Source organism: Aeromicrobium sp. (assembly GCF_032084975.1).
Taxonomy (GTDB): Bacteria; Actinomycetota; Actinomycetes; order Propionibacteriales; family Nocardioidaceae; genus Aeromicrobium.
On the sequence record NZ_DAMDLR010000010.1, the window covers coordinates 35,503 to 57,203 of the forward strand.

General features: G+C 69.9%; 15 protein-coding genes and 1 riboswitch. Of the genes, 10 read left to right on the forward strand and 5 right to left on the reverse strand.

Annotated elements, in window-relative coordinates; genetic code table 11:
* Nucleotides 1-42: 42 nt before the first annotated feature.
* From RT323_RS04200 to RT323_RS04210, 3 genes are all read left to right on the forward strand, one after another.
* Nucleotides 43-2,064, forward strand: a complete 2,022-nt coding sequence (locus RT323_RS04200; RefSeq protein ID WP_313405277.1) for an NADPH-dependent 2,4-dienoyl-CoA reductase — start codon at nt 43-45, stop codon at nt 2,062-2,064.
* A 261-nt stretch (nt 2,065-2,325) separates the two neighbouring features.
* Nucleotides 2,326-2,850, forward strand: coding sequence for a DUF1697 domain-containing protein (locus RT323_RS04205; protein WP_313405278.1), 525 nt, complete (start codon nt 2,326-2,328; stop codon nt 2,848-2,850).
* Nucleotides 2,843-3,628, forward strand: a complete 786-nt coding sequence (locus tag RT323_RS04210; protein ID WP_313405279.1) for a Sir2 family NAD-dependent protein deacetylase — start codon at nt 2,843-2,845, stop codon at nt 3,626-3,628. The genes RT323_RS04205 and RT323_RS04210 overlap by 8 nt, the downstream gene beginning before the upstream one ends.
* A gap of 84 nt (nt 3,629-3,712) precedes the next feature.
* Here RT323_RS04210 and serA read toward each other — a convergent pair whose 3' ends face one another.
* A complete protein-coding gene (gene serA / locus RT323_RS04215) occupies nt 3,713-4,957 on the reverse strand; it encodes a phosphoglycerate dehydrogenase (protein ID WP_313405281.1) in 1,245 nt (414 codons plus the stop codon).
* A 51-nt stretch (nt 4,958-5,008) separates the two neighbouring features.
* Nucleotides 5,009-5,097, reverse strand: a riboswitch (ZMP/ZTP riboswitch).
* Between the two features lie 50 nt (nt 5,098-5,147).
* Nucleotides 5,148-5,576, reverse strand: coding sequence for a PaaI family thioesterase (locus RT323_RS04220; RefSeq protein WP_313405283.1), 429 nt, complete (start codon nt 5,574-5,576; stop codon nt 5,148-5,150).
* A 99-nt stretch (nt 5,577-5,675) separates the two neighbouring features.
* On the opposite strand from RT323_RS04220, the gene RT323_RS04225 reads away from it, so the two are divergent.
* The 7 genes from RT323_RS04225 (at nt 5,676) to RT323_RS04255 (ending at nt 12,738) form a co-directional block, all read left to right on the forward strand.
* The gene (locus RT323_RS04225; RefSeq protein WP_313405284.1) at nt 5,676-5,969 is read left to right on the forward strand and encodes a metal-sensitive transcriptional regulator; all 294 of its coding nucleotides are present in this window, start codon (nt 5,676-5,678) and stop codon (nt 5,967-5,969) included.
* A 2-nt stretch (nt 5,970-5,971) separates the two neighbouring features.
* Nucleotides 5,972-6,202 carry a heavy metal-associated domain-containing protein gene (locus tag RT323_RS04230; protein ID WP_313405286.1) on the forward strand — a complete coding sequence of 77 codons (231 nt, stop codon included), beginning with the start codon at nt 5,972-5,974 and terminating at the stop codon, nt 6,200-6,202.
* Entirely contained in the window at nt 6,202-8,334 is a 2,133-nt protein-coding gene (locus RT323_RS04235) for a heavy metal translocating P-type ATPase (RefSeq protein WP_313405288.1), read from the forward strand. Before RT323_RS04230 ends, RT323_RS04235 begins: the two co-directional genes overlap by 1 nt.
* A 216-nt stretch (nt 8,335-8,550) precedes the next feature.
* Nucleotides 8,551-8,967 (forward strand): hypothetical protein, encoded by a 417-nt coding sequence (locus RT323_RS04240; protein WP_313405290.1) that lies wholly within the window; start codon nt 8,551-8,553, stop codon nt 8,965-8,967.
* A gap of 84 nt (nt 8,968-9,051) precedes the next feature.
* The gene (locus tag RT323_RS04245) at nt 9,052-9,342 is read left to right on the forward strand and encodes a YbaY family lipoprotein (protein ID WP_313405291.1); all 291 of its coding nucleotides are present in this window, start codon (nt 9,052-9,054) and stop codon (nt 9,340-9,342) included.
* Nucleotides 9,343-9,346: 4 nt separating this feature from the next.
* Nucleotides 9,347-11,326 carry an ABC transporter ATP-binding protein gene (locus tag RT323_RS04250; RefSeq protein WP_313405292.1) on the forward strand — a complete coding sequence of 660 codons (1,980 nt, stop codon included), beginning with the start codon at nt 9,347-9,349 and terminating at the stop codon, nt 11,324-11,326.
* Between the two features lie 62 nt (nt 11,327-11,388).
* Nucleotides 11,389-12,738 (forward strand): PAS domain-containing protein, encoded by a 1,350-nt coding sequence (locus RT323_RS04255; protein ID WP_313405294.1) that lies wholly within the window; start codon nt 11,389-11,391, stop codon nt 12,736-12,738.
* A 58-nt stretch (nt 12,739-12,796) separates the two neighbouring features.
* Here RT323_RS04255 and RT323_RS04260 read toward each other — a convergent pair whose 3' ends face one another.
* The 3 genes from RT323_RS04260 to RT323_RS04270 all read right to left on the reverse strand — a co-directional run bounded on the left by RT323_RS04260 (nt 12,797) and on the right by RT323_RS04270 (nt 21,690).
* Nucleotides 12,797-19,591, reverse strand: a complete 6,795-nt coding sequence (locus RT323_RS04260) for a hypothetical protein (protein ID WP_313405296.1) — start codon at nt 19,589-19,591, stop codon at nt 12,797-12,799.
* Between the two features lie 23 nt (nt 19,592-19,614).
* Nucleotides 19,615-20,055: a hypothetical protein gene (locus RT323_RS04265; protein ID WP_313405298.1), complete on the reverse strand. Its 441-nt coding sequence runs from the start codon at nt 20,053-20,055 to the stop codon at nt 19,615-19,617.
* A gap of 237 nt (nt 20,056-20,292) precedes the next feature.
* Complete coding sequence (locus tag RT323_RS04270) at nt 20,293-21,690, reverse strand: NAD-dependent succinate-semialdehyde dehydrogenase (protein WP_313405300.1); 1,398 nt, start codon at nt 21,688-21,690, stop codon at nt 20,293-20,295.
* Between the last annotated feature and the right edge of the window lie 11 nt (nt 21,691-21,701).

A 21,701-nucleotide genomic window follows, 5' to 3' on the forward strand; every position in this document is an offset into this window, starting at 1 on the left:
GCCGGCACTGCCAGATTGTGCTTTCTCCAAGGCGGTGCCGGCATGAGCCAGCACGAGCACCTGCTGAGCCCGCTCGACCTCGGGTTCACGACGCTGCGCAACCGCGTCGTGATGGGCTCGATGCACACCGGCCTGGAGGACCACGCGAAGGACCTGCCGAAGCTGGCGGCGTACTTCGCCGAGCGCGCCAAGGGCGGCGTCGCCCTCTCGATCACCGGCGGGTTCGCGCCCAGCTGGCGCGGGTGGCTGCTGCCGTTCGGCTCGGAGATGTCGCGCAAGCGACACGCCGACAAGCACCGTCTCGTCACCGACGCGGTCCACGAGCACGACGGCAAGATCGCGCTGCAGGTGCTGCACGCCGGCCGGTACGGCTACTCCCCGTTCAAGAAGGGGGTGTCGTCGGTGAAGTCGCCGATCACCCCGTTCAAGGTCTCGCCCATGTCCACGCGCGAGGTCGACCGCACGGTGAGCGACTTCGCGAGGTCGGCCGCGCTGGCCAAGCGCGCGGGCTACGACGGCGTCGAGATCATGGGCTCCGAGGGCTACCTGATCAACCAGTTCATCACCGCCCGGACGAACGACCGGACCGACGCATGGGGCGGCTCCGCCGAGAAGCGGATGCGGTTCCCGATCGAGATCGTCCGCCGCACGCGCGATCTCGTCGGCGAGGACTTCATCGTCCAGTACCGGATCAGCCTGCTCGACCTCGTCGACGACGCGCAGTCGTGGGACGAGACGGTCGAGCTGGCGCGGGCACTCGAGGCCGAAGGCGTCACGATCTTCAACACCGGCATCGGCTGGCACGAGGCGCGGATCCCGACGATCGTGACGAGCGTCCCGCGCAACGCGTTCGCGTGGGTGACGGCCAAGCTGCGCGCCGAGGTGTCGGTGCCGGTCGTCGCCTCGAACCGCATCAACTCCCCGGACGACGCCGAGCAGATCCTGGCGCGCGGCGACGCCGACCTGATCTCGATGGCCCGGCCGCTGCTGGCCGATCCCGACTTCGTCGTGAAGGCCGCCGCCGGCCGCGCCGACGAGATCAACACCTGCATCGCGTGCAACCAGGCGTGCCTGGACCACACGTTCAAGAATCAGCGGGCCAGCTGCATGCTCAACCCGCGTGCGGGTCACGAGACCGAGCTGGTGCTGCTGCCGACGCGCACCTCGAAGCGGATCGCCGTCGTGGGCGCGGGACCGGCCGGACTGGCCGCATCCGTCGAGCTCGCGGGCCGCGGTCACGAGGTCGAGCTGTTCGAGGCGCTGCCCGAGATCGGCGGCCAGTTCCGGCTCGCGATGCAGATCCCCGGCAAGGAGGACTTCGCCGAGACGATCCGCTACTACTCGGTGCTGCTCGAGCGGCGCGGCGTGAAGGTGAACCTGAACCGGTGGGCGTCCGTCGACGACCTGCGCGACTTCGACGAGGTCGTCCTCGCGTCGGGCGTCGAGCCGCGTGTGCCGGCGATTCCGGGCGTCGACCACCCGTCGGTCGTGACCTACCAGCAGCTGATCCGCGACCAGGTCGTCGCCGGCTCCCGCGTGGCCGTCCTCGGTGCCGGTGGCATCGGCTACGACGTGTCCGAGTTCCTGCTGCACGACCCGCACGAGTCACTCGAGCACTGGATGGAGCGCTGGGGCGTCACCGACCCGGCCGTCGAGCGCGGCGGGCTGACGACCAAGGTCCAGGCGCCGCCGCGGCGCTCGGTGACGCTGCTGCAGCGCAAGGCCTCGACCTTCGGCAAGGACCTGGGCAAGACGACCGGCTGGGTACATCGCACGACGCTGAAGGACTCGGGCGTCGAGTTCGTCGGCGGGGTCCGTTACGACCGGATCGACGACGCCGGCCTGCACGTGACGATCGGGGCCGACGGCGACTCGCCCGAGTCGGGCGTCATCGAGGCCGACACGATCGTGCTGTGCACCGGCCAGGAGTCCGTGCGCGACCTCGTCTCGCCCCTGGAGTCCGCCGGCGTCTCGGTGCACGTCATCGGCGGCGCCGACGTCGCCGCCGAGCTCGACGCGAAGCGCGCCATCCGGCAGGCGACCGAGCTGGCGGCGCGGCTCTGACGGTTTCCCCGGTTAAGTAGGTTCTCCCGCACTTCACGAGGGTTGCGATCCTCGTGAAGTGCGGGCAAACCTCGTTCAGTCGTCGTTCGCGACCTCTCGGTCCGAGCCCCGCGCAGTTCGTCAGCTCGGCCGAGCGTGTTGCCGCGCACAGCGCGACTGAGCGAGGTTTCCTGTCACTTCTCGAGGGTTGCGATCCTCGTGAAGTGACAGGAAACGCACTTAACCGGGGAAACTGTCACGCCCGGCGAGCAGAATGTCTCCATGGCCAAGCGGATCGTGCTGCTGCGAGCGGTGAACGTCGGGGGCTCGAAGCTGCCGATGGCGCAGTTGCGCGAGGTGGCCGAGCAGCTGGACGCGACCGACGTGTCCACGTTCATCGCGTCGGGGAACCTACTGTGCGACGTCGAGGATCCGGAGTCGTTCGATCGAGCGCTGGAGCAGGCGATCCAGGAGCGGTTCGGGTTCTTCCGCGAGGCGATCAGCCGCTCTCCCGAGGAGCTGCGCGAGGCCCGCGCTGCGCACCCGTTCGAGATCGACATCGAGACCCGGGCCAACCACATCTACTTCCTGCTGCGGCCGCCGTCGCCCGAGCAGGTGCAGGTGCTGCTCGGCCGCGGGCTTCCCGACCAGCTCGACGTCATCGGCCGCGACCTGCACATCCGCTATGCCGCGGGAGTCGCGAACACCAAGCTGACGCCCGCGCTGATCCTCAAGACGTTGGGCAGTCACGGAACCGGACGTAACCTCAACACTGTGGAGAAGTTGATCGAACTCGCCCATGAGTGACTGGTTCGACCGGCGCTGGCTCGTCCTGACCGGCGCCGGCGTCAGCACGGACTCGGGCATCCCCGACTACCGCGGCCCCGACGCCGTCCCGCGTCAGCCGATGACCTACCAGGACTTCCTCGCATCGCCGACGAACCGTCAGCGCTACTGGGCGCGTGCCCACCTCGGCTGGAGCCGGATCGGCAGCGTCGAGCCCAACCACACGCACCACTTCCTGGCCGATCGCCAGGACGAGCTGGTCGGGCTGATCACGCAGAACGTCGACGGACTGCACGAGAAGGCCGGGTCGCTCGACGTCGTCGACCTGCACGGGCGGCTCGACCGCGTCATCTGCCTCGACTGCGGCGACGTCACGGGCCGCTCCGAGATGGAGGCGAGGCTCGAGGCGTTCAACCCCGGCTGGACCGAGCAGGACGTCACGCTCAACCCCGATGGCGACGTCGAGCTCGAGGACACCGCCGACTTCGTCGTGGCACCATGCACCCAGTGCGGCGGCCGGCTCAAGCCCGACGTCGTGTTCTTCGGCGAGTCCGTGCCCAAGCCCAAGGTCAACCACTGCTTCGACCTGGTCGACCGGGCCGGCAAGGAGGACGCCGCACTGGTGGTCCTGGGCTCGTCGCTGCAGGTGATGAGCGGCCTGCGGTTCGTGCGGCGAGCCGCGAAGGACGGCGTCGAGGTCGTCATCATCAACCGGGGGCCCACCCGCGGGGACGAGCTGGCGGACGTACGGATCGACGACGGGGTGGCGGAGACGCTGCGGCGGCTCAGCGGGCACTGAGGTCCGCCGGAGCGACGGATCTTTCGACACTTGCGTCGCCAGAGCGACCGGAACGTCGAAAGATCCGTCCCCCTCGGCGGAACGTCAGCTGAGCTGGCGCAGGCGCACCGTCTCGGGCAGCGAGGCGAGCTCCTTGAGCACGTCCTCGCCGACCTCGGCCGAGACGTCGGTGACGACGTAGCCCAGCTCGCCACGGGTGGCCAGCTGCTGGCCCTCGATGTTGACGCCGTGGTCGCCCAGGATCGTGTTGATCGTGGCCAGCACGCCCGGCGCGTTGGTGTGCACGTGCGCGAGGCGGTGGCGGGCCGGGTCCGTGGGCAGGTTCAGCTCGGGGAACGTCACCGACAGGTTCGTCGTGCCGGCCTTGGCGTACGCGCGCAGCTTGGAGGCGACGAAGCGGCCGATGTCCTGCTGGGCCTCCTCGGTGGAGCCACCGACGTGCGGCGTCAGGATCACGTTCGGCACGCCACGCAGCTCGTTCTCGAACGGGTCGCCCTGAGCCTTCGGCTCGATCGGGAACACGTCGAGCGCGGCGCCGGCGATGTGGCCCGACTCGAGGTGCCGGCGCAGCGCCGCGGTGTCGACCGCGATGCCGCGCGACAGGTTGAGGAACAGCGAGCGCGGCTTCATCGCCTTCATCTGCTCGTCGCCGAACAGGCCCGCGTTGCCGGGACGGCCGTCGACGTGCAGCGACACGACGTCCGCGGTCGCCAGCAGCTCGTCGATCGTGGCGCACTTCTTGGCGTTGCCCAGCGCGAGCTTGTCGTCGATGTCGTAGAACACGACCGACAGGCCGAGCGCCTCGGCGATGACCGAGAGCTGGCTGCCGATGTTGCCGTAGCCGACGATGCCGAGCGTGCGGCCGCGCACCTCGTGGCTGCCGGCGGCCGACTTGTTCCAGACGCCGTCGTGCATCGCCGTGGACTTCTCGTGCAGGCGGCGCGCGAGCGAGATGATCTCGGCGATCGCCAGCTCTACCACGCTGCGCGTGTTGGAGTACGGCGCGTTGAAGACAGCGACGCCGTGGCGCTTCGTGGCCGCCAGGTCGATCTGGTTGGTGCCGATGCAGAAGGCGCCGATCGCCAGCAGGTCCGGCGCGTGCTGCAGCACCTTCTCGGTGATGTAGGTCGTCGAGCGGATGCCGAGCAGGTGAACGCCCTGGATCGCCTCGATCAGCTCGTCCTCGGTGAGCGCGGAGCTGCGCGTCTCGACCTGGTAGCCCTTGTTGCGCAGGAAATCGGCACCGTCGGTGTGGATGTTCTCGAGGAGCAGGACCTTCACGTCCTGGTCGTCGATCGTCGTCATCGGTGCGTGGACGTCAAGGTTCATGGTCATCATCGTCATCGTGTGTGGCCTCCGGGTCAGCGGTCGATCGGGCTGACGCGGGGCCCAGGCGAACGGTCCCGTAAGTCGTGCTGCCCGATCACTCCCTGGTGGTAACCACCTCAACGCCAGTCGTGAACGAACTGTTCCATCCTAGCGGCCCGCCGCAGGCCTCGCGGAGTCGTCCGTACGGCGGTCAGTCGCCCGCCGGGCGCGTCATCTTCTCGATGACCTCGGCGGGGATCTCCTGGTCGAGGTTCGCCAGCCGGACCTGGCCCTGCGCGATGAGCCTGCCGTCCTGGTTCAGCGAGTCCAGGTGCCACAGCTGCTGCGTGCGGCCGCGGTGGATCGGCGTGGCCGTGACGGTGATGGTGTCGCCGTTCTTGGCCTGGCGCAGGAAGTCGGTCGAATTGTTGGTGCCCACGACGACGCCCTTGGTGCCCAGCCAGACCTGGCCGGCCATGCTCGCGGTGGACTCGTGGACGGCGCAGTAGATGCCGCCGTGAGGGATGCCGAACGGCTGCAGGTGGTGGTCGGTGATCGTGAATCGCACCACGACCTTGTCGGCCGTCACCTCGACGTGCTCGACACCGAGGAGTCCGTCCAGTCCGGGAAGTTCGCTCATGCTGGGACTCTAGCCACGCGTGATCGGGACCCGACACGCAGTGGCACAGGACACACATGCGGAGTTGATTCGGATACCCCCGGGGGGTACCTTCGAGGTATGGAACACACGCACCCCGGTTACTCCGATGACAAGGCCGCAGTCCTGAAGCGGCTCGCCCGCGTCGAGGGACAGGTGCGCGGCATCAACCGCATGGTCGAGTCCGACACGTACTGCATCGACGTGCTGACCCAGATCAGCGCGACCACCAAGGCCCTCGAGGCCGTCGCCCTGAAGCTGCTGGACGAGCACCTCGCCCACTGCGTCGCCGACGCGGCTGCCAAGGGCGGCCCCGAGGCCCAACTGAAGATCAAGGAAGCGTCAGACGCCATCGCGCGCCTGGTGAGGAGCTGAGCATGAGCACCACGAACACGTACGACGTCACGGGCATGACCTGCGGACACTGCGCCGCCGCCGTCACCTCGGAGGTCGAGACGATCGACGGCGTCGAGGACGTCAAGGTCGACGTCGAGTCCGGCAAGGTCGTCGTCACGAGCCTCGCCCCGTTGGACGAGAAGGATGTCGCCGCCGCCATCGACGAGGCGGGGTACGCACTGGCGCGCCCCGGCGACCTGCCGCTGCTGTGATGACCACCCAGACCGACCCCACCGTCTACCGCCTCGACATCGGCGGGATGAGCTGCACCTCGTGCGCCGCGCGCATCGAGAAGAAGCTCAACCGCCTCGACGGCGTCGAGGCGACCGTCAACTACGCCACCGAGAAGGCCACCGTCCACGCGCACGGTGACATCGACCCGCAGTCGCTGGTCGAGACCGTCGAGAAGACCGGCTACTCGGCCAACGTCCACGACCCGCACGTGGGTCACCAGGCCCACGGCGGCCTGCACTCGGCCGAGTCGATGCGCAAGCGGCTCATCGTCGCGGCGATCCTGACCGTCCCGGTCATGGCGATCTCGATGATCCCCGCCCTGCAGTTCGACGGCTGGCCCTGGCTCGTGCTGGCGCTGACCACGCCGGTCGTGCTGTGGTGCGCGTACCCGTTCCACTGGTCCGCCGTGCTCAACCTGCGCCACGGCGCCGCCACGATGGATACGCTGATCAGCATGGGCGTCACGGCGGCCTACGTCTGGTCGCTCGTCCAGCTGTGGCTCGGCGTCACGGGCCACGGCGTCGACCACGGCCACTACTACTTCGAAACCGCCGCGGCCGTCACGGCGTTCATCCTGGCCGGGCACTACCTCGAGGCCACCGCGAAGGGGCGGTCCAGCGCCGCCCTGCGCGCCCTGATGGATCTGGGTGCCAAGGAGGTCACCATCCTGCGCGACGGCCGCGAGTCGCAGGTGCCGATCGAGGACCTCCACGTCGGCGACACCTTCGTCGTGCGGCCCGGTGAGAAGATCGCCACGGACGGCGACGTCGTCGACGGCGCCTCCGCGGTCGACGAGTCGATGCTCACGGGCGAGTCCGTCCCCGTCGAGGTCACGACGGGCGACACCGTCACCGGCGCGACCGTCAACCAGTCCGGACGCCTCGTCGTGCGTGCGACCGCCGTCGGGCAGGACACCGCGCTGGCGCAGATGGCCCGCCTCGTCGAGGAGGCCCAGGAGGGCAAGGCCGAGGTCCAGCGCCTCGCCGACCGCATCTCCGCCTGGTTCGTGCCCGGCGTCATCGCGATCGCGGTCGTGACGCTGCTGGTGTGGCTCCTGGTCGCGCCGGGCATCGGCGCGTTCGAGGCCGCGGTGGCGGTCCTGATCATCGCCTGCCCGTGTGCGTTGGGGCTGGCCACGCCCACCGCCCTCATGGTCGGCACGGGACGCGGGGCCCAGCTGGGCATCCTCATCAAGGGCCCGCAGATCCTCGAGTCGACCCGCGCCGTCGACACGATCGTCCTGGACAAGACCGGCACGATCACCACGGGCACGATGGCCGTCAGCCACGTCGATCCGGCGCCCGGCGTAGAGGAGGCCGACCTGCGTCGCTTCGCCGCCGCGGTCGAGGCCGCCTCGGAGCACCCCGTGGCTCGCGCGATCGTGACACTCGCCGACCCCGAGCCCGTGAGCGACTTCCGCAACCACGCGGGCCAGGGTGTCGAGGGCGTCGTGGACGGCCACGTCGTGCGCGCCGGACGTCCCGGCTGGGTGGGCGCCGAGGACCGGCCCGACCGCACCGGCACCGTCATCGGCGTCTCGCGCGACGGCCAGGTGCTGGGCACGATCACCGTCGCCGACCAGGTGAAGGAGACCTCGCGTCAGGCGGTGGCCGACCTGCGCCGGCTGGGCCTCGAGCCGATCCTGCTGACCGGCGACAACGAGCGCGTCGCGGCGTCCGTCGCCGCCGAGGTCGGCATCGATCGCGTGCACGCCGAGGTCACCCCGCAGGACAAGCTCGACGTCGTGCGCGAACTGCGCGACCAGGGCCGCGTCGTGGCCATGGTCGGCGACGGCGTCAACGACGCCGCCGCGCTGGCCGGCTCCGACCTGGGCATCGCGATGGGCACCGGCACCGACGTCGCCATCGCCGCCAGCGACCTGACGCTCGTGCACGGGGACCTGGCCACCGCGGTCACGGCCGTGGAGCTCTCGCGGGGGACCCTGCGGACCATCAAGGGCAACCTGTTCTGGGCGTTCGCCTACAACGTGGCCGCGATCCCGCTGGCCGCGCTGGGCTTCCTCAGCCCGATGATCGCGGGCTTCGCGATGGCCGCCAGCTCGGTCTTCGTGGTGACGAACTCGCTGCGGCTGCGGCACTTCGGTCGCTGAGGCCGAGCGCGACTTCGCCGTCTGCGGACGCCCCGGCCGCCACTTCTGGAACGCGATTCCCTTCCGATCACTCGATCCGGGGGAATCGCGTTCCAAAAGTGGGTGGAGGGCGCAAGGAACGAGGCGGCGCCGCAGCAACGGTCGTACCGACGTGAAACGATGCCGGGGTATCGCGGTGGCCGGATCGGGCCGGTGCCGCCCAAATGAGGGGAACCCATGAACTTCCGCAAGCCTGCTGCTGCCCTGGCGGCCGTCGCCCTGTCCTTCGGCCTCACCGCGTGTGGCGGTGGCGGCCAGTCCGTCGACGAGGCGTGCAAGGTCGCCGAGACCGAGGTCAAGGACGCGATGGGCGACATGAGCTCGATCGATCCCTCGGACACCGACAAGGCCACCGACACGATCGCGTCGATGAGCAAGGCCCTCGACGACACCGAGAAGAAGATCGAGAACGACAAGGTCAAGAAGGCCGTGGGCGACCTGTCGACCGAGTTCGGCAAGCTCGAGACCGCGTTCAGCGACCTGAAGGACGCCGGCCAGGACACCGAGAAGCTGACGGCCGTCTCCGAGCAGATGAGCAAGATCTCGACCGACGTCCAGGCCAAGGGCGAGAAGCTCGACGAGCTCTGCGGCTGACATCGCCGATCACGACGCCGTGGAGTCCTGTGGACTCCACGGCGTCGTCATGTCCGGGGTGCACGCCCGGACTACCCTGACCGTATGTCCGTCCTGACTGTCTCCGGTTCCCTTTCCGTGCGCGACCAGATCGAGATCGTGGCCGACGCCGTCGCGACCGTGAAGGTCGTCGACCACGAGGGCGAGGTGCTCGGCGCGACGGCCGTCCACGTCGAGGAGCTCCCGGCCGAGTTCTCGGTCTCGATCGATCCCGACCTCGTCGCCGGCGACCTGTTCGTGTGGGCGTTCCTGCGCAACGGCGGTGCCGGCTGGGGCACGCTCGAGCTGGTGCCCGCCGACGTGCCCTCGATCGAACTGACGCGGATCGAGCTCTGACGACGTGCCTCGACCGGGCACGGCCGCTGTCACGCACCTGAGCGACGCGGAGATCGCGGCCGACAACCGCCCGGTCCTGCGTCGCATCACGACGCTGCTGCGGCCCTACCGCACCAAGATGACCGCCGTCGCGGTCATCGTCGTCGCGTCGGCCGTCCTCACCTCGATCGTCCCGTTCCTCACGCAGGCGGTCTTCGACCGTGCCCTGTTCGGCGACGGCGGGCCCGACCTGCGCCTGCTCGGCTGGCTCGTGGCCGGCATGTGCGCCCTCCCGATCCTGGCGTCACTGCTGAACATCGCCCAGAACTGGCTCACCTCCACGATCGGCAACTCGGCGATGGCCGACCTGCGCAGCGAGCTGTTCGCGCACCTGCAGAAGATGGAGCTGGCGTTCTTCACCACGACCAAGACCGGGGCGATCCAGTCACGGCTGGCCAACGACGTCGCGGGCGTGCGCACCGTGCTGACGGACACCGCCACGTCGATCCTGCAGAACACCGTCACCGTCACGGCGGCGTTCATCTCGATGGTGATCCTGTCGTGGGAGCTGACCATCCTGACCCTGATCCTGATGCCGCTGTTCGTGTGGCTGCAGCTCAAGGTCGGCCGACGCCGCCAGCAGCTGGCACGCCGCACGCAGGAGAGCCTCTCGGAGATGACCGCCATCACCGAGGAGTCGCTGAGCGTCTCGGGGATCCTGCTGGCGAAGGTGTTCAACCGCAGCGAGTCCGAGGCCGAGCGCTACCGCCGCGCGAACCTCGAGCAGACCCGGCTGCAGGTCGAGCAGGCGATGACCGGGCGGTTGTTCTTCGCCACTGTCCAGACGTTCTTCGCGATCACGCCCGCGATCATCTACCTCGCCGCCGGCTTCATCATCGCCGGCCGCCTGCCCGGTGGCGCCGAGTCGTTGACGGCAGGCACGCTCGTCGCCTTCACGACCGTCCAGGCCCGCCTGCAGATGCCCCTGCTCCAGCTCATGCGGGTGTCGCTCGACGTGCAGACCTCGCTGGCGCTGTTCCGGCGGATCTTCGAGTACCTCGACCTCGTGCCCGCGATCGTCGACCGCCCCGGCGCGCGCACCGTCGACCCGAACGAGCTGCGCGGCGAGATCGAGTTCCGCGACGTGTGGTTCCGGTACCCCGAGCCGCGCTCGCTGACCGGCCAGGGCAGCCAGGACCGTTTCGAGGAGTCCTCGGGCCCCATCGACGCCGCGTCCACCGCCACCGACGAGGCCTGGGCCCTCTCGGCCCTGTCCTTCACGATCAAGGGCGGCGAGCTGGCGGCCATCGTGGGCCCGTCCGGGTCCGGCAAGACCACCGCGACCTACCTCGTTCCGCGCTTCTACGACGTCGACCGCGGGCAGGTGCTGATCGACGGCATCGACGTCCGCGACATCGCGCTCTCCTCGCTGGCGGACTGCGTCGGGATGGTGACGCAGGAGCCCTACCTCTTCCACGGCACGATCCGCGAGAACATCGCGTACGCCCGGCCCGGCGCCACGCCCGACGAGATCGTCGCCGCCGCCGAGGACGCCAACATCCACGACCGGATCATGAGCTTCCCCGACGGGTACGAGACCGTCACGGGCGAACGCGGCTACCGGCTGTCCGGCGGCGAGAAGCAGCGCATCGCGATCGCGCGCGTCCTGCTGAAGAACCCGCGCATCCTCATCCTCGACGAGGCCACCAGTGCGCTCGACAACGAGACCGAGCGCCTCGTGCAGGAGGCGCTCGAGCGTGCCACCAGCGGCCGGACGACCCTCGCGATCGCCCACCGGCTGAGCACGATCCAGAACGCCGACGTCATCTTCGGACTCGTCGACGGACGCGTCGTCGAGCGCGGGACCCACCATGAGCTGGTCGACGACGAGGACGGCCTGTACTCCCGGTTGTACCGCGAGCAGTTCTCGGTGCGGCCGCAATCGCTGGAATCGCAGCAGGCCGGAGCCACGTCCGGCTCGTTGCGTGCCGACGTGTGCCTCTGACACGACGATCGGCGGGCAGGGGGTGATGGCCCTCACGCCCGCGGACTGCCACAATCTGGCCCATGACCGTCGCGTACGTGTGCGTGGCAGCACTCCTGGTGCTCTCGGTCGCGGCGGTCCGACACGGACGGCCGGCGATCTCGGTTCCGGCCGTCATCACGGTCCTCGCGACCGCCGGCTGGAACCTCACGCGCGCCGTACGAGGTCCCGAGGACCACGGACCCAGCCTGATCGCCGCCATCAGCATCCTGACCGTCGAGATGGCCGCCGTCAGCTTCTTCGTGCTGTGCCGACGCCTCGTGCTCGGTCGCTGGCGCGGTCCCGCGTGGATGTGGATCGCCATGGTCTGGTTCAGCACGGCGACGTTCGTCGGAATGCTGCCGGCGATGGGGATCATCGCCGAGGGACAGGACTACCGCGAGAGTCCGGTGTTCCTCGCGCACCTCGTCTACAGCTTCGGGTTCCTCGGCGCGGCGGTGCTGACGCTCAACATGCGCCAGCACGACCAGTCGCGCCACGTGCGGCGGTTCATCATCGCGGCCGAGACCGCGGCCCTGCTGACCGTCACGTTCCAGGTCGTCGAGCCGAGCCTGACCTCGATCATCGCCGCGGTCATCGCGCTGTTGGCCGTGTGGACCACGGCGCACCCCGGCGAGTGGTCACGCTCCGCGTCCCGCGCCGACCGCCTGCTCGACTCCATCGGCGTCTTCATCTTCGTGGTCGACTGCGACGGGAGGCTGCGTGACTGGAACGGCCCGGCCGCCAGCCTGCTCGAGCTCACCGGGACGCAACCCAAGCGTGGGCTCAACCTGTCGAAGACCCTCGGGATCGCGCCGACCTTCGTCGACGGCCTCGCGATCCGGCTCGAGATCCAGCACGGCACCCTGCGCACCGCGCTGTCCGTCCACCAGGTCGACCCGCTGGCCCGCAACGGCGATCTCGTCCTGATGTTCCGGCCCGTACGGTCATCGGTCGAGAGCTCGTCGTTCCCGGTCGTCTCGGGTGAGCTCCAGGGCCACGACCCCGCCACCCAGACCCTGGGCCGCAAGGCCGCGGTCGAGCTGCTCCAGCGCTCCGCCGAGGACGGCACCCCGGTCCTGCGCCTCGAGGTGACGTCCCGGGCCGATCGCCGGCCCGACGAGGTCATGTTCCTGCTGGCGCGCCGCATCGAGGCCCGCAGCGTCGAGGAGGGCTGGCCCGAGATGGCGCTCGCCCGCCTCGACACGTGGACCTTCGTGGGTCCGCTGCTCGATCCCGACCGCATCATCGGACGACGCGCCCGCTACGACGACCTCGGTCTCGACGTGAACCTCTCGGTCCACCGCCGCCTGCCATCAGAGTCGGCGGCCGCCTTCACCCGGCGCGTCGAGGAAGACCTCGAGGACGGCACGGCGACCGCCCAGGGAGGCTGAGCACGACGACGCCCGCGGGCCGAGTCCGGCGACTCGGCCACGCGGGCGCGATGATCGATCAGGCAGCCTCGTCGTGGCGGCGACGACGCGCGGCGCCCACCAGGCCCAGACCGAGACCGACCGCGACGACACCCAGGGCGCCGACCGCGACGGCCGGTCCACCGGCATCCGCCAGCTCCCGCTCGCGGGGCTCCCGCTCGCGCGGCTCCCGCGGGGTCTCGACCTCGTCCACCTCGGCCTGCGTCTCGACCACCGACTCGACCTCCTCGGACAGGACCGACGTCGTCGTGCCGCCGACCGGGTCCTCGCCGTGGGCGGTTGCCGTGTCCAGCACGGAGCCGTTCTCGACGTCCTCGTCGGTGACCACGTACGGGTCCGACATCGTGCAGGTCGCCGTCCCACCCGGCGCCAGCGTCGTGGGCCTGCAGGTGATCGTGATGCCCTGCTCGGCCAGTCGATCGTCCGAGATGGCCACGTTCTGCAACGTGATGTCGCCGGTGTTGGTCACGGTGTAGGTGTACGTGATCTCGTCACCGGTGTCGGTGTGGCGGTTCCGGTTCGTGTCCTTGACCTCCACCTCGGTCGTGAGGGTCAGCTTCGGCGACGCGACGGGCGCCGCCGTCACGACATCGGACTTCGCGGTGACCGCGTCGCCGGTGCGGCGCACGGTCGCGTCGACCGTGGCGCTGTTCTCGATCACGCGGTCCTGGACGTCGCCGGCCGTCACGGTGTAGCCCTTCGCGCCGACACACGTCGTCGCCTGCTGCGGCGCCAGGCTCGGACCGCCGGGACCCGAGGCCGAGGCCGCGATGCCGAGTCGGCCGAGGGGCGTCGGGCACTCGACCGCGATCCCCTGACCCGCCAGGCGCGCGTCGCGCACCGTGACGCCGTCCAGCGTGACGTTGCCCGCGTTCGTGACGTCGAAGGCGTAGAACACCAGGTCGCCGGCGTTCATCCTGCCGTCGCCGTTCACGTCCTCCCGCGAGGAGATCCGCGTGACGATCGCCAGCTCGTCGGTCGACTCCAAAGGCGTGACCAGCTCGTCCGAGGCGGGCGATGCCACGGTGGCGCCGGCCGGTGGCTGGGCGGTGGCGGTGCCGCGGGTCGTGACGTGGCCCGCGTCCACCTGCGCCTGGGTGACCGGGACGGGCACCGAGACGCAGGTCGCGGTGTCGCCGGGCGCCAGCGTGCCCGGGACGCAGGCGATGACGGTGCCGAGCGTGTCGGTGACCACCGCGTCGCGCAGCGTCACGTTGCCCGTGTTCCTCACCTCGTACGTGTAGGCCACGGTGTCCCCCGCGCTGTCGCGACCGTCGTGATCGGCGTCGGCCAGCACGCCGGCCGCGGCGTCGGTGATCGTCAGGGCGGGAGCCGCCTCGAGGTCGACGACCGTCTCGGCGGACTCGTCCTCGACCGGGTCGCCGGACGGGTCCTGACCGACCGCGGTGGACGTGTTGTCGACCTCGCCCGCGTCGATGTCGGGCTGCGTGACCGGGTAGGTCGCGACGCAGGTCGCCTTCTCGCCGGGCGCCAGCGTGGTGACGTCGCAGACGTACGTGTTGCCCAGCTCGTCGCTCGCCTCCACGTGGTCGACCGTCACGTTGCCCGTGTTCTCGATCGTCACGGTGTACGTGACCTCGTCGCCGGCCTGCTCGGGCGAGCCCGTGGGCACGACCGTCGTGGTCAGCTCGGGCGACGCCGGGATCGTCGTGGTGACCGGGTCCGACTCGTCGTCGACGGGGTCACCGGACGGGTCCTGACCGCCGGCGGTGATCGTGTTGTCGACCTGGCCCGCGTCGACATCGGCCTGCGTGACCGGGTGGGTCGCGACACAGGTCGCCTTCTCACCCGGCACCAACGTGGTGACGTCGCAGACGTACGTGTTGCCCAGCTCGTCGGTCGCCTCCACGTGGTCGACCGTCACGTTGCCCGTGTTCTCGATCGTCACGGTGTACGTGATCTCGTCGCCCTCGGCCTTCGGCGAGCCATCGGCCTCGACGGTCGTCGTCAGCGCGGGGGCCGCCAGGATCGGCTTGCGGACGGTGTTGGAGGCACCGTCGACCTTCGCGTCCGCAGGGGTCGAGCCGGTCGCCTTCGCCTGGTTCTGGACCTCGGCGCCGTCCACGTCCGCCTGGGTGACCTGGTGGGTGGCCGTGCAGGTCGCCTTCTCGCCCGGCGCCAGCTCGGTGACGTCACACGCCAGCGTGTTGCCGAGCGCGTCCGTCACGACGAGCTCGTCCACCGTCACGTTGCCGGTGTTCTCCACGGTGTAGCCGTAGGCGATCTCCTGGCCGTTCTTCGTGACGGTGTTCGCCGACTGGGTGAGCACGACGGTCAGGGCGGCGCCCGGCGCGATGGTCACGGTCGCCTCCGCGGAGTCGTCCGTGACGGCCGCGTCCTTCGGGCCAGTGCCCGCGCCCGTCGCCGTGTTGGCGACCGTGCCGGCGTTGACCTCGGCCTGCGTGACCGTGTCGTTGGCGACGCAGGTGGCGGAGGCGCCCGGCGCGAGCCCGGTCACGTCGCACGTGTACGCGTTGCCCAGCTCGTCGGTCACCTCGACGGTGTCGACCGTGACGTTGCCGGTGTTCTTCACCGTCGCGGTCCAGGTGATCTCATCACCCTTCTTCGTCGGGGAGCCGGACGGGACGAGGGTCGTGCTGAGCTCGGCCTCGGCGGCGATGGGGGTGTCCACGTCGTTCGAGGCGTCCTCGACCCCATCGCCGGCGGGGTCGGCGCCGGCAGCCTTGCCGGAGTTCACGACCGTGCCCGCATCGACCTCGGTCTGGGTGACCGTGTGCACGGCCTCGCACGTGGCGCGGGCGCCGGGCGCCAGCTCGGTGACGTCGCACGTGTAGGCGGTGCCGAGATCGTCGACCACGGTGAGGTCGTCGACCGTCACGTTGCCGACGTTCGCCACCGTCATCGTGTAGGTGATCGTGTCGCCGGCGTTCTTCGGCGTACCCGAGTCGAGCAGCGTCGTGGTGAGCTCGGCGTTCTTCGCGATCGACGTCGTGACCTCGTCGCTGCCGTCCGAGACGCCCTCGTCCGACGGGGTGAGGCCACCACCGGTCGCGGTGTTGTCGACCTCGCCCGCGTCGACGTCCGCCTGCGTGACGGCGTACGTCGTCGTGCACTCGGTCTTCGCGCCCGGTGCGAGCGTCACGGCGTCGCACTCGTACGTGTTGCCGAGCTCGTCGGTGACCTTCAGCGTGTCGACCGTGACGGCGCCGGTGTTCTCCACCGTGGCCGTGTAGGTGATCTTCTCGCCCTTCTTCGTCGGCGTGCCGGAGGCGACGACGGTCGTCGTCAGCTCGGCGGCGCCCACGATCGTCTTGGCGACCTGGTCGGAGTCGTCCTCGACCTCGACCTGCGTGGGCGTCAGCGCCGTCACGGACGCGGTGTTCGCGACCCGGCCGGCGTCGACCTCGGCCTGCGTCACCGTGTGGGTGCGCGAGCAGATCGCGGTCCAGCCGACCTGCAGCGAGGTCCCGCACTCGAACTCGCGGCCCTGGGTGTCCGTGACCCTGAGGTCGGTCAGCGTGACGTTGCCGGTGTTCTGGACGGAGTAGGTGTACAGGACGCCCTGGCCCGCCTGGGTGATCGTGCCGGCGGACTGGCCGAGGGTGATCGTCACCGCGCCGTTCGCCGCGATGGCCTTCTCGACGAGTGCCGAGTCGTCCTCGACCGGCTTCTGCGACGGGTCCGTGGCGGTGCCCGTCGCGGTGTTCGCGACCTTGCCCGCGTCGACCTGTGCCTGCGTGACCGTGTGGGTCGTGGTGCAGGTGGCCTTCGCCCCCGGCGCCAGCGTGGCCACGTTGCAGACGTAGGTGTTGCCGAGGTCGTCGGTGACCTTCACCTGCGTGACGGTGACAGGGCCGGTGTTGGTGACGGTCGTCGTGTAGGTGATCGTGTCGCCGGCCTTCGCGGGCGTCCCGGACGCGACGACGGTGGTCGTCAGCTCGGCGGGAGCCACGATCGGCGTGACGACGGTGTTGGACCTGAGCGAGGCGACCGGGCCGTCCTTCAGGGTGAGGGCGCTCGCGGAGGCCACGTTGGTCACCTGGCCGGCATCCACGTCACCCTGGCGGACGGCGTACTTCGTGGTGCAGGTGGTCGATTCGCCCGGCGCCAGACTCGTCACCTCGCACTGGTAGGCGACGGGGAGGTCGTCGGAGGCGGTGAGCTGCTTGACCGCGACGTTGCCCGTGTTCGTGACCGTCAGCGTGTAGACGATCTCGTCACCCGCCTTGGTGGGCGAGCCGGACGCCGCGAGCGTCGCGCTGAGCCTGCGGGCGACGAAGAGCGCCTTCTCCATCCTCAACGAGTCACCGGACACCTCCACCGCCTGCGGCGTGGTGGCCCGTCCCGTCGTGGTGTTCACCACGGCGCCCACCTCGAAGTCGGCCTGCGTGACCGTGTACTGCGACGTGCACACGCGCGAGGCGCCGGGGGCCAGCGGGCCGGTCTCCGGGCAGGTGATCGAGGTGCCGAGGGTGTCGGTCAGCGAGACGCCCGACAGCGTGACGTCGCCGTTGTTCGTGACCGTGTGCGTGTACGTGATCGTCTGGCCGACGGTCGAGATGAGGTTCGTGCTGTGCGCGAGGGCCACCGTGATGCCGGCGTCCGCGGCGATCGGCGTGGCCGTCTTGCCGGTCGACGACGTCGACGCGGGGACGGGGGTGCCTCCCGGGCCCGTACCGGTGGCGGTCGCGGTGTTGACGACGGTGCCGGCGTCCACGTCGGCCTGCGTGACCGTGTAGGCGGCGGCGGTGCACGTGACCGAGGCGGCGGGGGCCAAGGACCCGGTCGGGCAGCTGACGGCGCCGACCAGCGGGTCCGTGACCGCGACGCCGGTGACCGTCGTGTTGCCCGTGTTGGTGACCTTGAACGAGTAGGTGACCTGGTCGCCCACCTTGGTCGGGGTGCCCGACGCGGACTTGACGAGGGTGAGCTCGGAGAGGCGCGTGAGCGGCGTGACGGTGGACCGCGACGAGTCGCCGTCCCGCGACAGCGAGACTCCGGACGGCGGCGTGCCGACCAGGTCGGCGGTGTTGTTCACCGTGCCGGCGTTCACGTCGCCCTGGGTGACGACGTAGTCGTCAGCGGTGCAGTTCGCGGTGGCGCCGGGCGCCAGCGTCGACGGCGAGCAGGTCTCGCCGGTCACCAGGCCGTCGATCACGTTCACGCCCGTGACCGTCGTGTTCCCGGTGTTCTCGACCGTGAAGGAGTACGTGATCCTGTCGCCGGCCTTCGTCGGGCTGCCGGACGCGGACTTCACCAACTTCAGGCGCGCGGTCCGGTTGACGGTGGTCGTCGTGCTGGCGGTGTCGGTGACGGCCGCGCCGGTGGAGGGAGTTCCCGTCACGGTGGCGGTGCTGCCGATCGATCCGGAGTCCACGTCCGCCTGGGTGGCGGCGTAGGCGCTCGAGACCGAGCAGGTCGTCGACGCGCCCGCCGCCAGGGTCGTGGCCGCACACGTGATCGTCTTGCCGGCCAGCAGCGGGTCCGTGACGACGATGTTGCTGAGCGGGACGTTTCCGGTGTTCGTGACGCCGAAGGAGTAGGTGATCGTGTCACCGGCCTTCTGCGGGGTGCCCGAGGCGGTCTTCGTGAGGTCGATCCTCGGATCGTTCGGCGTGTTCGTGAAGGTGCACACGACGTTGGCGTTGACGCCCTGGGCGTCCGCCTTCGGCACGGTGAGGGTGCCGGACGTGCCGGTGCCGGACGTGATCACGGCCCGGGTGTCGACGTTGATGCACTCGTAGGTCGACTGGTAGTCGCCCAGGCTCGTGTTCGCGTTGCCCGCCGTCTCGCGGAACGTGTACGTGGCGCCGGGCAGGACGAGCGACGGCCCGGCGATCTCGCTGGGGTTCAGCTGCAGGCCGGTGTCGGTGCCGGCCGTCGTGCCGGTCAGGGTCGTGAGGTTGTCGCCCGCGAGGCTCACGGTGAACTGGTCCGTGGCCTTCTTGCGCGCCACGACGTCCTTGACCACGTTGTCCATGACGCCGGGGGTCGCGCACGAGCCCAGGTCGTTGTACGCCCGCGACGTCGCCAGGGTCGCCTGGCTCGTGCCGTTGGTCGGACGGAGGCGGTACAGGTTGCTGCCGCCCTGGACGTAGATGTAGCCGTCCGAGCCGAAGGCGATGCCGGGGTAGGCGGTGCCGTTCGCACCGAGCGTCGTGATCTGGGTGCCGGTCTGTGCGCCACCCGTCGTGAGCTGCGCGGCCGTGAAGCGCATCAGGCGGTTCGTGTAGCCGCTGTCGGTGGACGAGAACTCGACGTAGGCGTTTCCGCGGGAGTCGAACGCGAAGTCCGTGCTGACGCCGTTGAAGCCGGGCGTCTGGGTCGTCATGACGGGCGTGGCCGCGAGCGAGCCGCCGGACGTGCCTAGGGGAATGCGGAAGAAGCGCATCGTGGTGTTGTCCGTGCGCGTGGTGGAGAACCAGTAGTCGCCAGTCTCGGGGTTGATCGCCCCGCCGACCACGAACTCGGAGGTCGAGAGGCCGGTGATCGTGCGGTACGCGGCAGTCTGGCCGAACCTGTAGAGCGTGGCGGTGCCGCCCGACTGCGCCGACATCGCGTAGAGCTCGCTGCCCCGCGGGACGACGGCGACGCTGTTCACGCTCGCCGGGAAGTCGCCCACCTTGGTCTCGGTCACGCTGGTGGCACCGGGAACGAGCTTGTACAGGCCGGTCCCGTTCGTGCCGTAGAGCGCGTCGGCGCACTGGTAGTCGCCCTCGGCGGCCTGCACCGGGGCGGTCTTGGTGACCGCGGGGAGCACGGCCAGCAGGCCGGCAATGAGCAACGCCGAGAAGAAGTACGAGAAGATCCGGCGCGGGAGGGAGTACGTCACAGCTGACTTTCTGGTCACAGGATTCAGGAGTTCTTGAGGACGCGGCGGACGCACTGCAGGCCGTCCTCGTCACCGTCGTGGACGTCGGCGACCTTGACGGCCGTGGACTCACCGGCGGCCAGGTCGTGGGTCGAGGTCTTCTCACCGACGACGGCGTTGCCCTTCGCCTCGATGACGGTGAACGTCACCTCGAAGGTCGCCTTCGCGTCGGTGGTGTTGGTCAGTCGTGCCGTGCCGCGCCAGGCGCCGTCGCGCGGCCGGCAGTCGACGTCCGTCAGCATCTCGACGGCTCCGACCGGCTGCTCGAGCGCGGAGTCCTCGGACCCGCTGGGGACGGTCGAGGTGGCCGCCGGGGGGATCGCCTCGTCGGCTGGCTCATCGCCAGCGCCGCACGCGGTGGTGCCGAGCGCGGCGACGAGAGCGAGCGCCCACAGGGCGCGGCGAGGACGCGAGAGCGTCGGCATGGTGCTCCTCCGAGCGCCCGAGAGGCGCAGACCCGAGATGTGCGATCGCCAAGGGAGGAAGGCGACCTCACCCAGAATGACGAAGGAGCACGGCCTGGTCGCGGCTGCGGAGCGAAGAGAGTCCCAAAGAACTACAGGGTGGGTTACAAAGTGTCATGCCGCGCGTCACATGCAAGGCCTGAGGCCCCACATGTCACACCAGTCCCGCCGTTTCCCGGCACGACCGGACGACCGACGTCAGAGTGCCAGACCGACGTACTTGGTCTCGAGGTACTCCTCGATGCCCTCGTCGCCACCCTCACGACCGAAGCCGGAGGCCTTGAGCCCACCGAACGGAGCGGCCGGGTTCGAGACGACGCCCTGGTTGATGCCGACCATGCCGGTCTGCAGGCCCTCGTACACCTTGATCGCGCGGGCGTAGCTCTGCGTGAACGCGTAGGCGACCAGGCCGTACTCGGTGTCGTTGGCCATCTCGATGGCCTCGTCGTCGTCGGTGAACGTGTAGATGGGGGCGACCGGGCCGAAGATCTCCTCGCGCCACACGCGCGCCTCGGTGGGCACGTCTGCCAGCACGGTCGCGGGATAGAAGTAGCCGGCGCCGTCGGGGACCTCGCCGCCGGTCAGGACCGTGGCTCCGTGCTGCTTCGCGTCGTCGACCAGCTCGGCGACCTTGTCTCGCTGCTTCGCCTCGACGAGCGGACCCGCCTCGGTCGCGGCCATCTTCTCGGCGAACCTGCGCGCGAACTCGTCGGCCAGCGACGCGTGGACGATGAAGCGGTTGGCCGCCGTGCACGCCTCGCCGAGGTTGCGCATCTTCGCCAGCATCGCGCCGTCGACGGCCTTGTCGAGGTCGGCGTCCTCGAACACGAGGAACGGCGCGTTGCCGCCCAGCTCCATCGAGACCTTCAGGACGCCCTCGGCGGACTGCTCGATGAGCGAGCGACCGACCTCGGTCGAACCCGTGAACGTGAGCTTGCGCAGCCGCGGGTCGCGGATGATCGGCTCCATCACCTCGCCCGTGCTCTTCGTCGTGACGATGTTGAGGACGCCCTCGGGCAGTCCGGCCTCGACCAGGATCTCGGCCAGGCTCAGCATCGTCAGCGGCGTGAGCGACGCCGGCTTGACGACCATCGTGCAACCGGCCGCGATCGCGGGACCGATCTTGCGCGTGCCCATCGCCAGCGGGAAGTTCCACGGCGTGATCATCAGGCACGGCCCGACCGGCTGCTTCAGCGTGAGCAGGCGGGTGGCGCCGTTCGGTGAGACGGCGTAGCGGCCGTTGATCCGCACCGACTCCTCGGCGAACCAGCGGAAGAACTCGGCGCCGTACGCGATCTCGGCCTTCGACTCGCTGATCGGCTTGCCCATCTCGGCGGTCATCTGCTCGGCCAGCTCGTCGGTGCGCTCGGTGATGAGCTCGAACGCGCGACGCAGGATCTCGCCCCGGTCACGCGGGGCGGTGCGCGCCCACTCCGGCTGGGCGGCGACGGCCGCGTCGATGGCCGCCTTGCCGTCGGCGACGGAGGCATCGGCCACCGTCGCCAGGACCTCCCCCGTGGCCGGGTTCTCGACCTCGAACGTCGCGCCACCCTCGGCGTCGCGCCACTGACCTGCGATGAAGAGCTGGTTCGCCATGGGCTCGACGC

Bases quoted from the DNA above. Each gene is read 5' to 3' on its own strand.
- RT323_RS04200 (WP_313405277.1), top strand. From the start codon at position 43: ATGAGCCAGCACGAGCACCTGCTGAGCCCGCTCGACCTCGGGTTCACG.
- RT323_RS04205 (WP_313405278.1), top strand. From the start codon at position 2,326: ATGGCCAAGCGGATCGTGCTGCTGCGAGCGGTGAACGTCGGGGGCTCG.
- RT323_RS04210 (WP_313405279.1), top strand. From the start codon at position 2,843: ATGAGTGACTGGTTCGACCGGCGCTGGCTCGTCCTGACCGGCGCCGGC.
- serA (WP_313405281.1), bottom strand. From the start codon at position 4,957: ATGAACCTTGACGTCCACGCACCGATGACGACGATCGACGACCAGGAC.
- RT323_RS04220 (WP_313405283.1), bottom strand. From the start codon at position 5,576: ATGAGCGAACTTCCCGGACTGGACGGACTCCTCGGTGTCGAGCACGTC.
- RT323_RS04225 (WP_313405284.1), top strand. From the start codon at position 5,676: ATGGAACACACGCACCCCGGTTACTCCGATGACAAGGCCGCAGTCCTG.
- RT323_RS04230 (WP_313405286.1), top strand. From the start codon at position 5,972: ATGAGCACCACGAACACGTACGACGTCACGGGCATGACCTGCGGACAC.
- RT323_RS04235 (WP_313405288.1), top strand. From the start codon at position 6,202: ATGACCACCCAGACCGACCCCACCGTCTACCGCCTCGACATCGGCGGG.
- RT323_RS04240 (WP_313405290.1), top strand. From the start codon at position 8,551: ATGAACTTCCGCAAGCCTGCTGCTGCCCTGGCGGCCGTCGCCCTGTCC.
- RT323_RS04245 (WP_313405291.1), top strand. From the start codon at position 9,052: ATGTCCGTCCTGACTGTCTCCGGTTCCCTTTCCGTGCGCGACCAGATC.
- RT323_RS04255 (WP_313405294.1), top strand. From the start codon at position 11,389: ATGACCGTCGCGTACGTGTGCGTGGCAGCACTCCTGGTGCTCTCGGTC.
- RT323_RS04265 (WP_313405298.1), bottom strand. From the start codon at position 20,055: ATGCCGACGCTCTCGCGTCCTCGCCGCGCCCTGTGGGCGCTCGCTCTC.
- RT323_RS04270 (WP_313405300.1), bottom strand. From the start codon at position 21,690: ATGGCGAACCAGCTCTTCATCGCAGGTCAGTGGCGCGACGCCGAGGGT.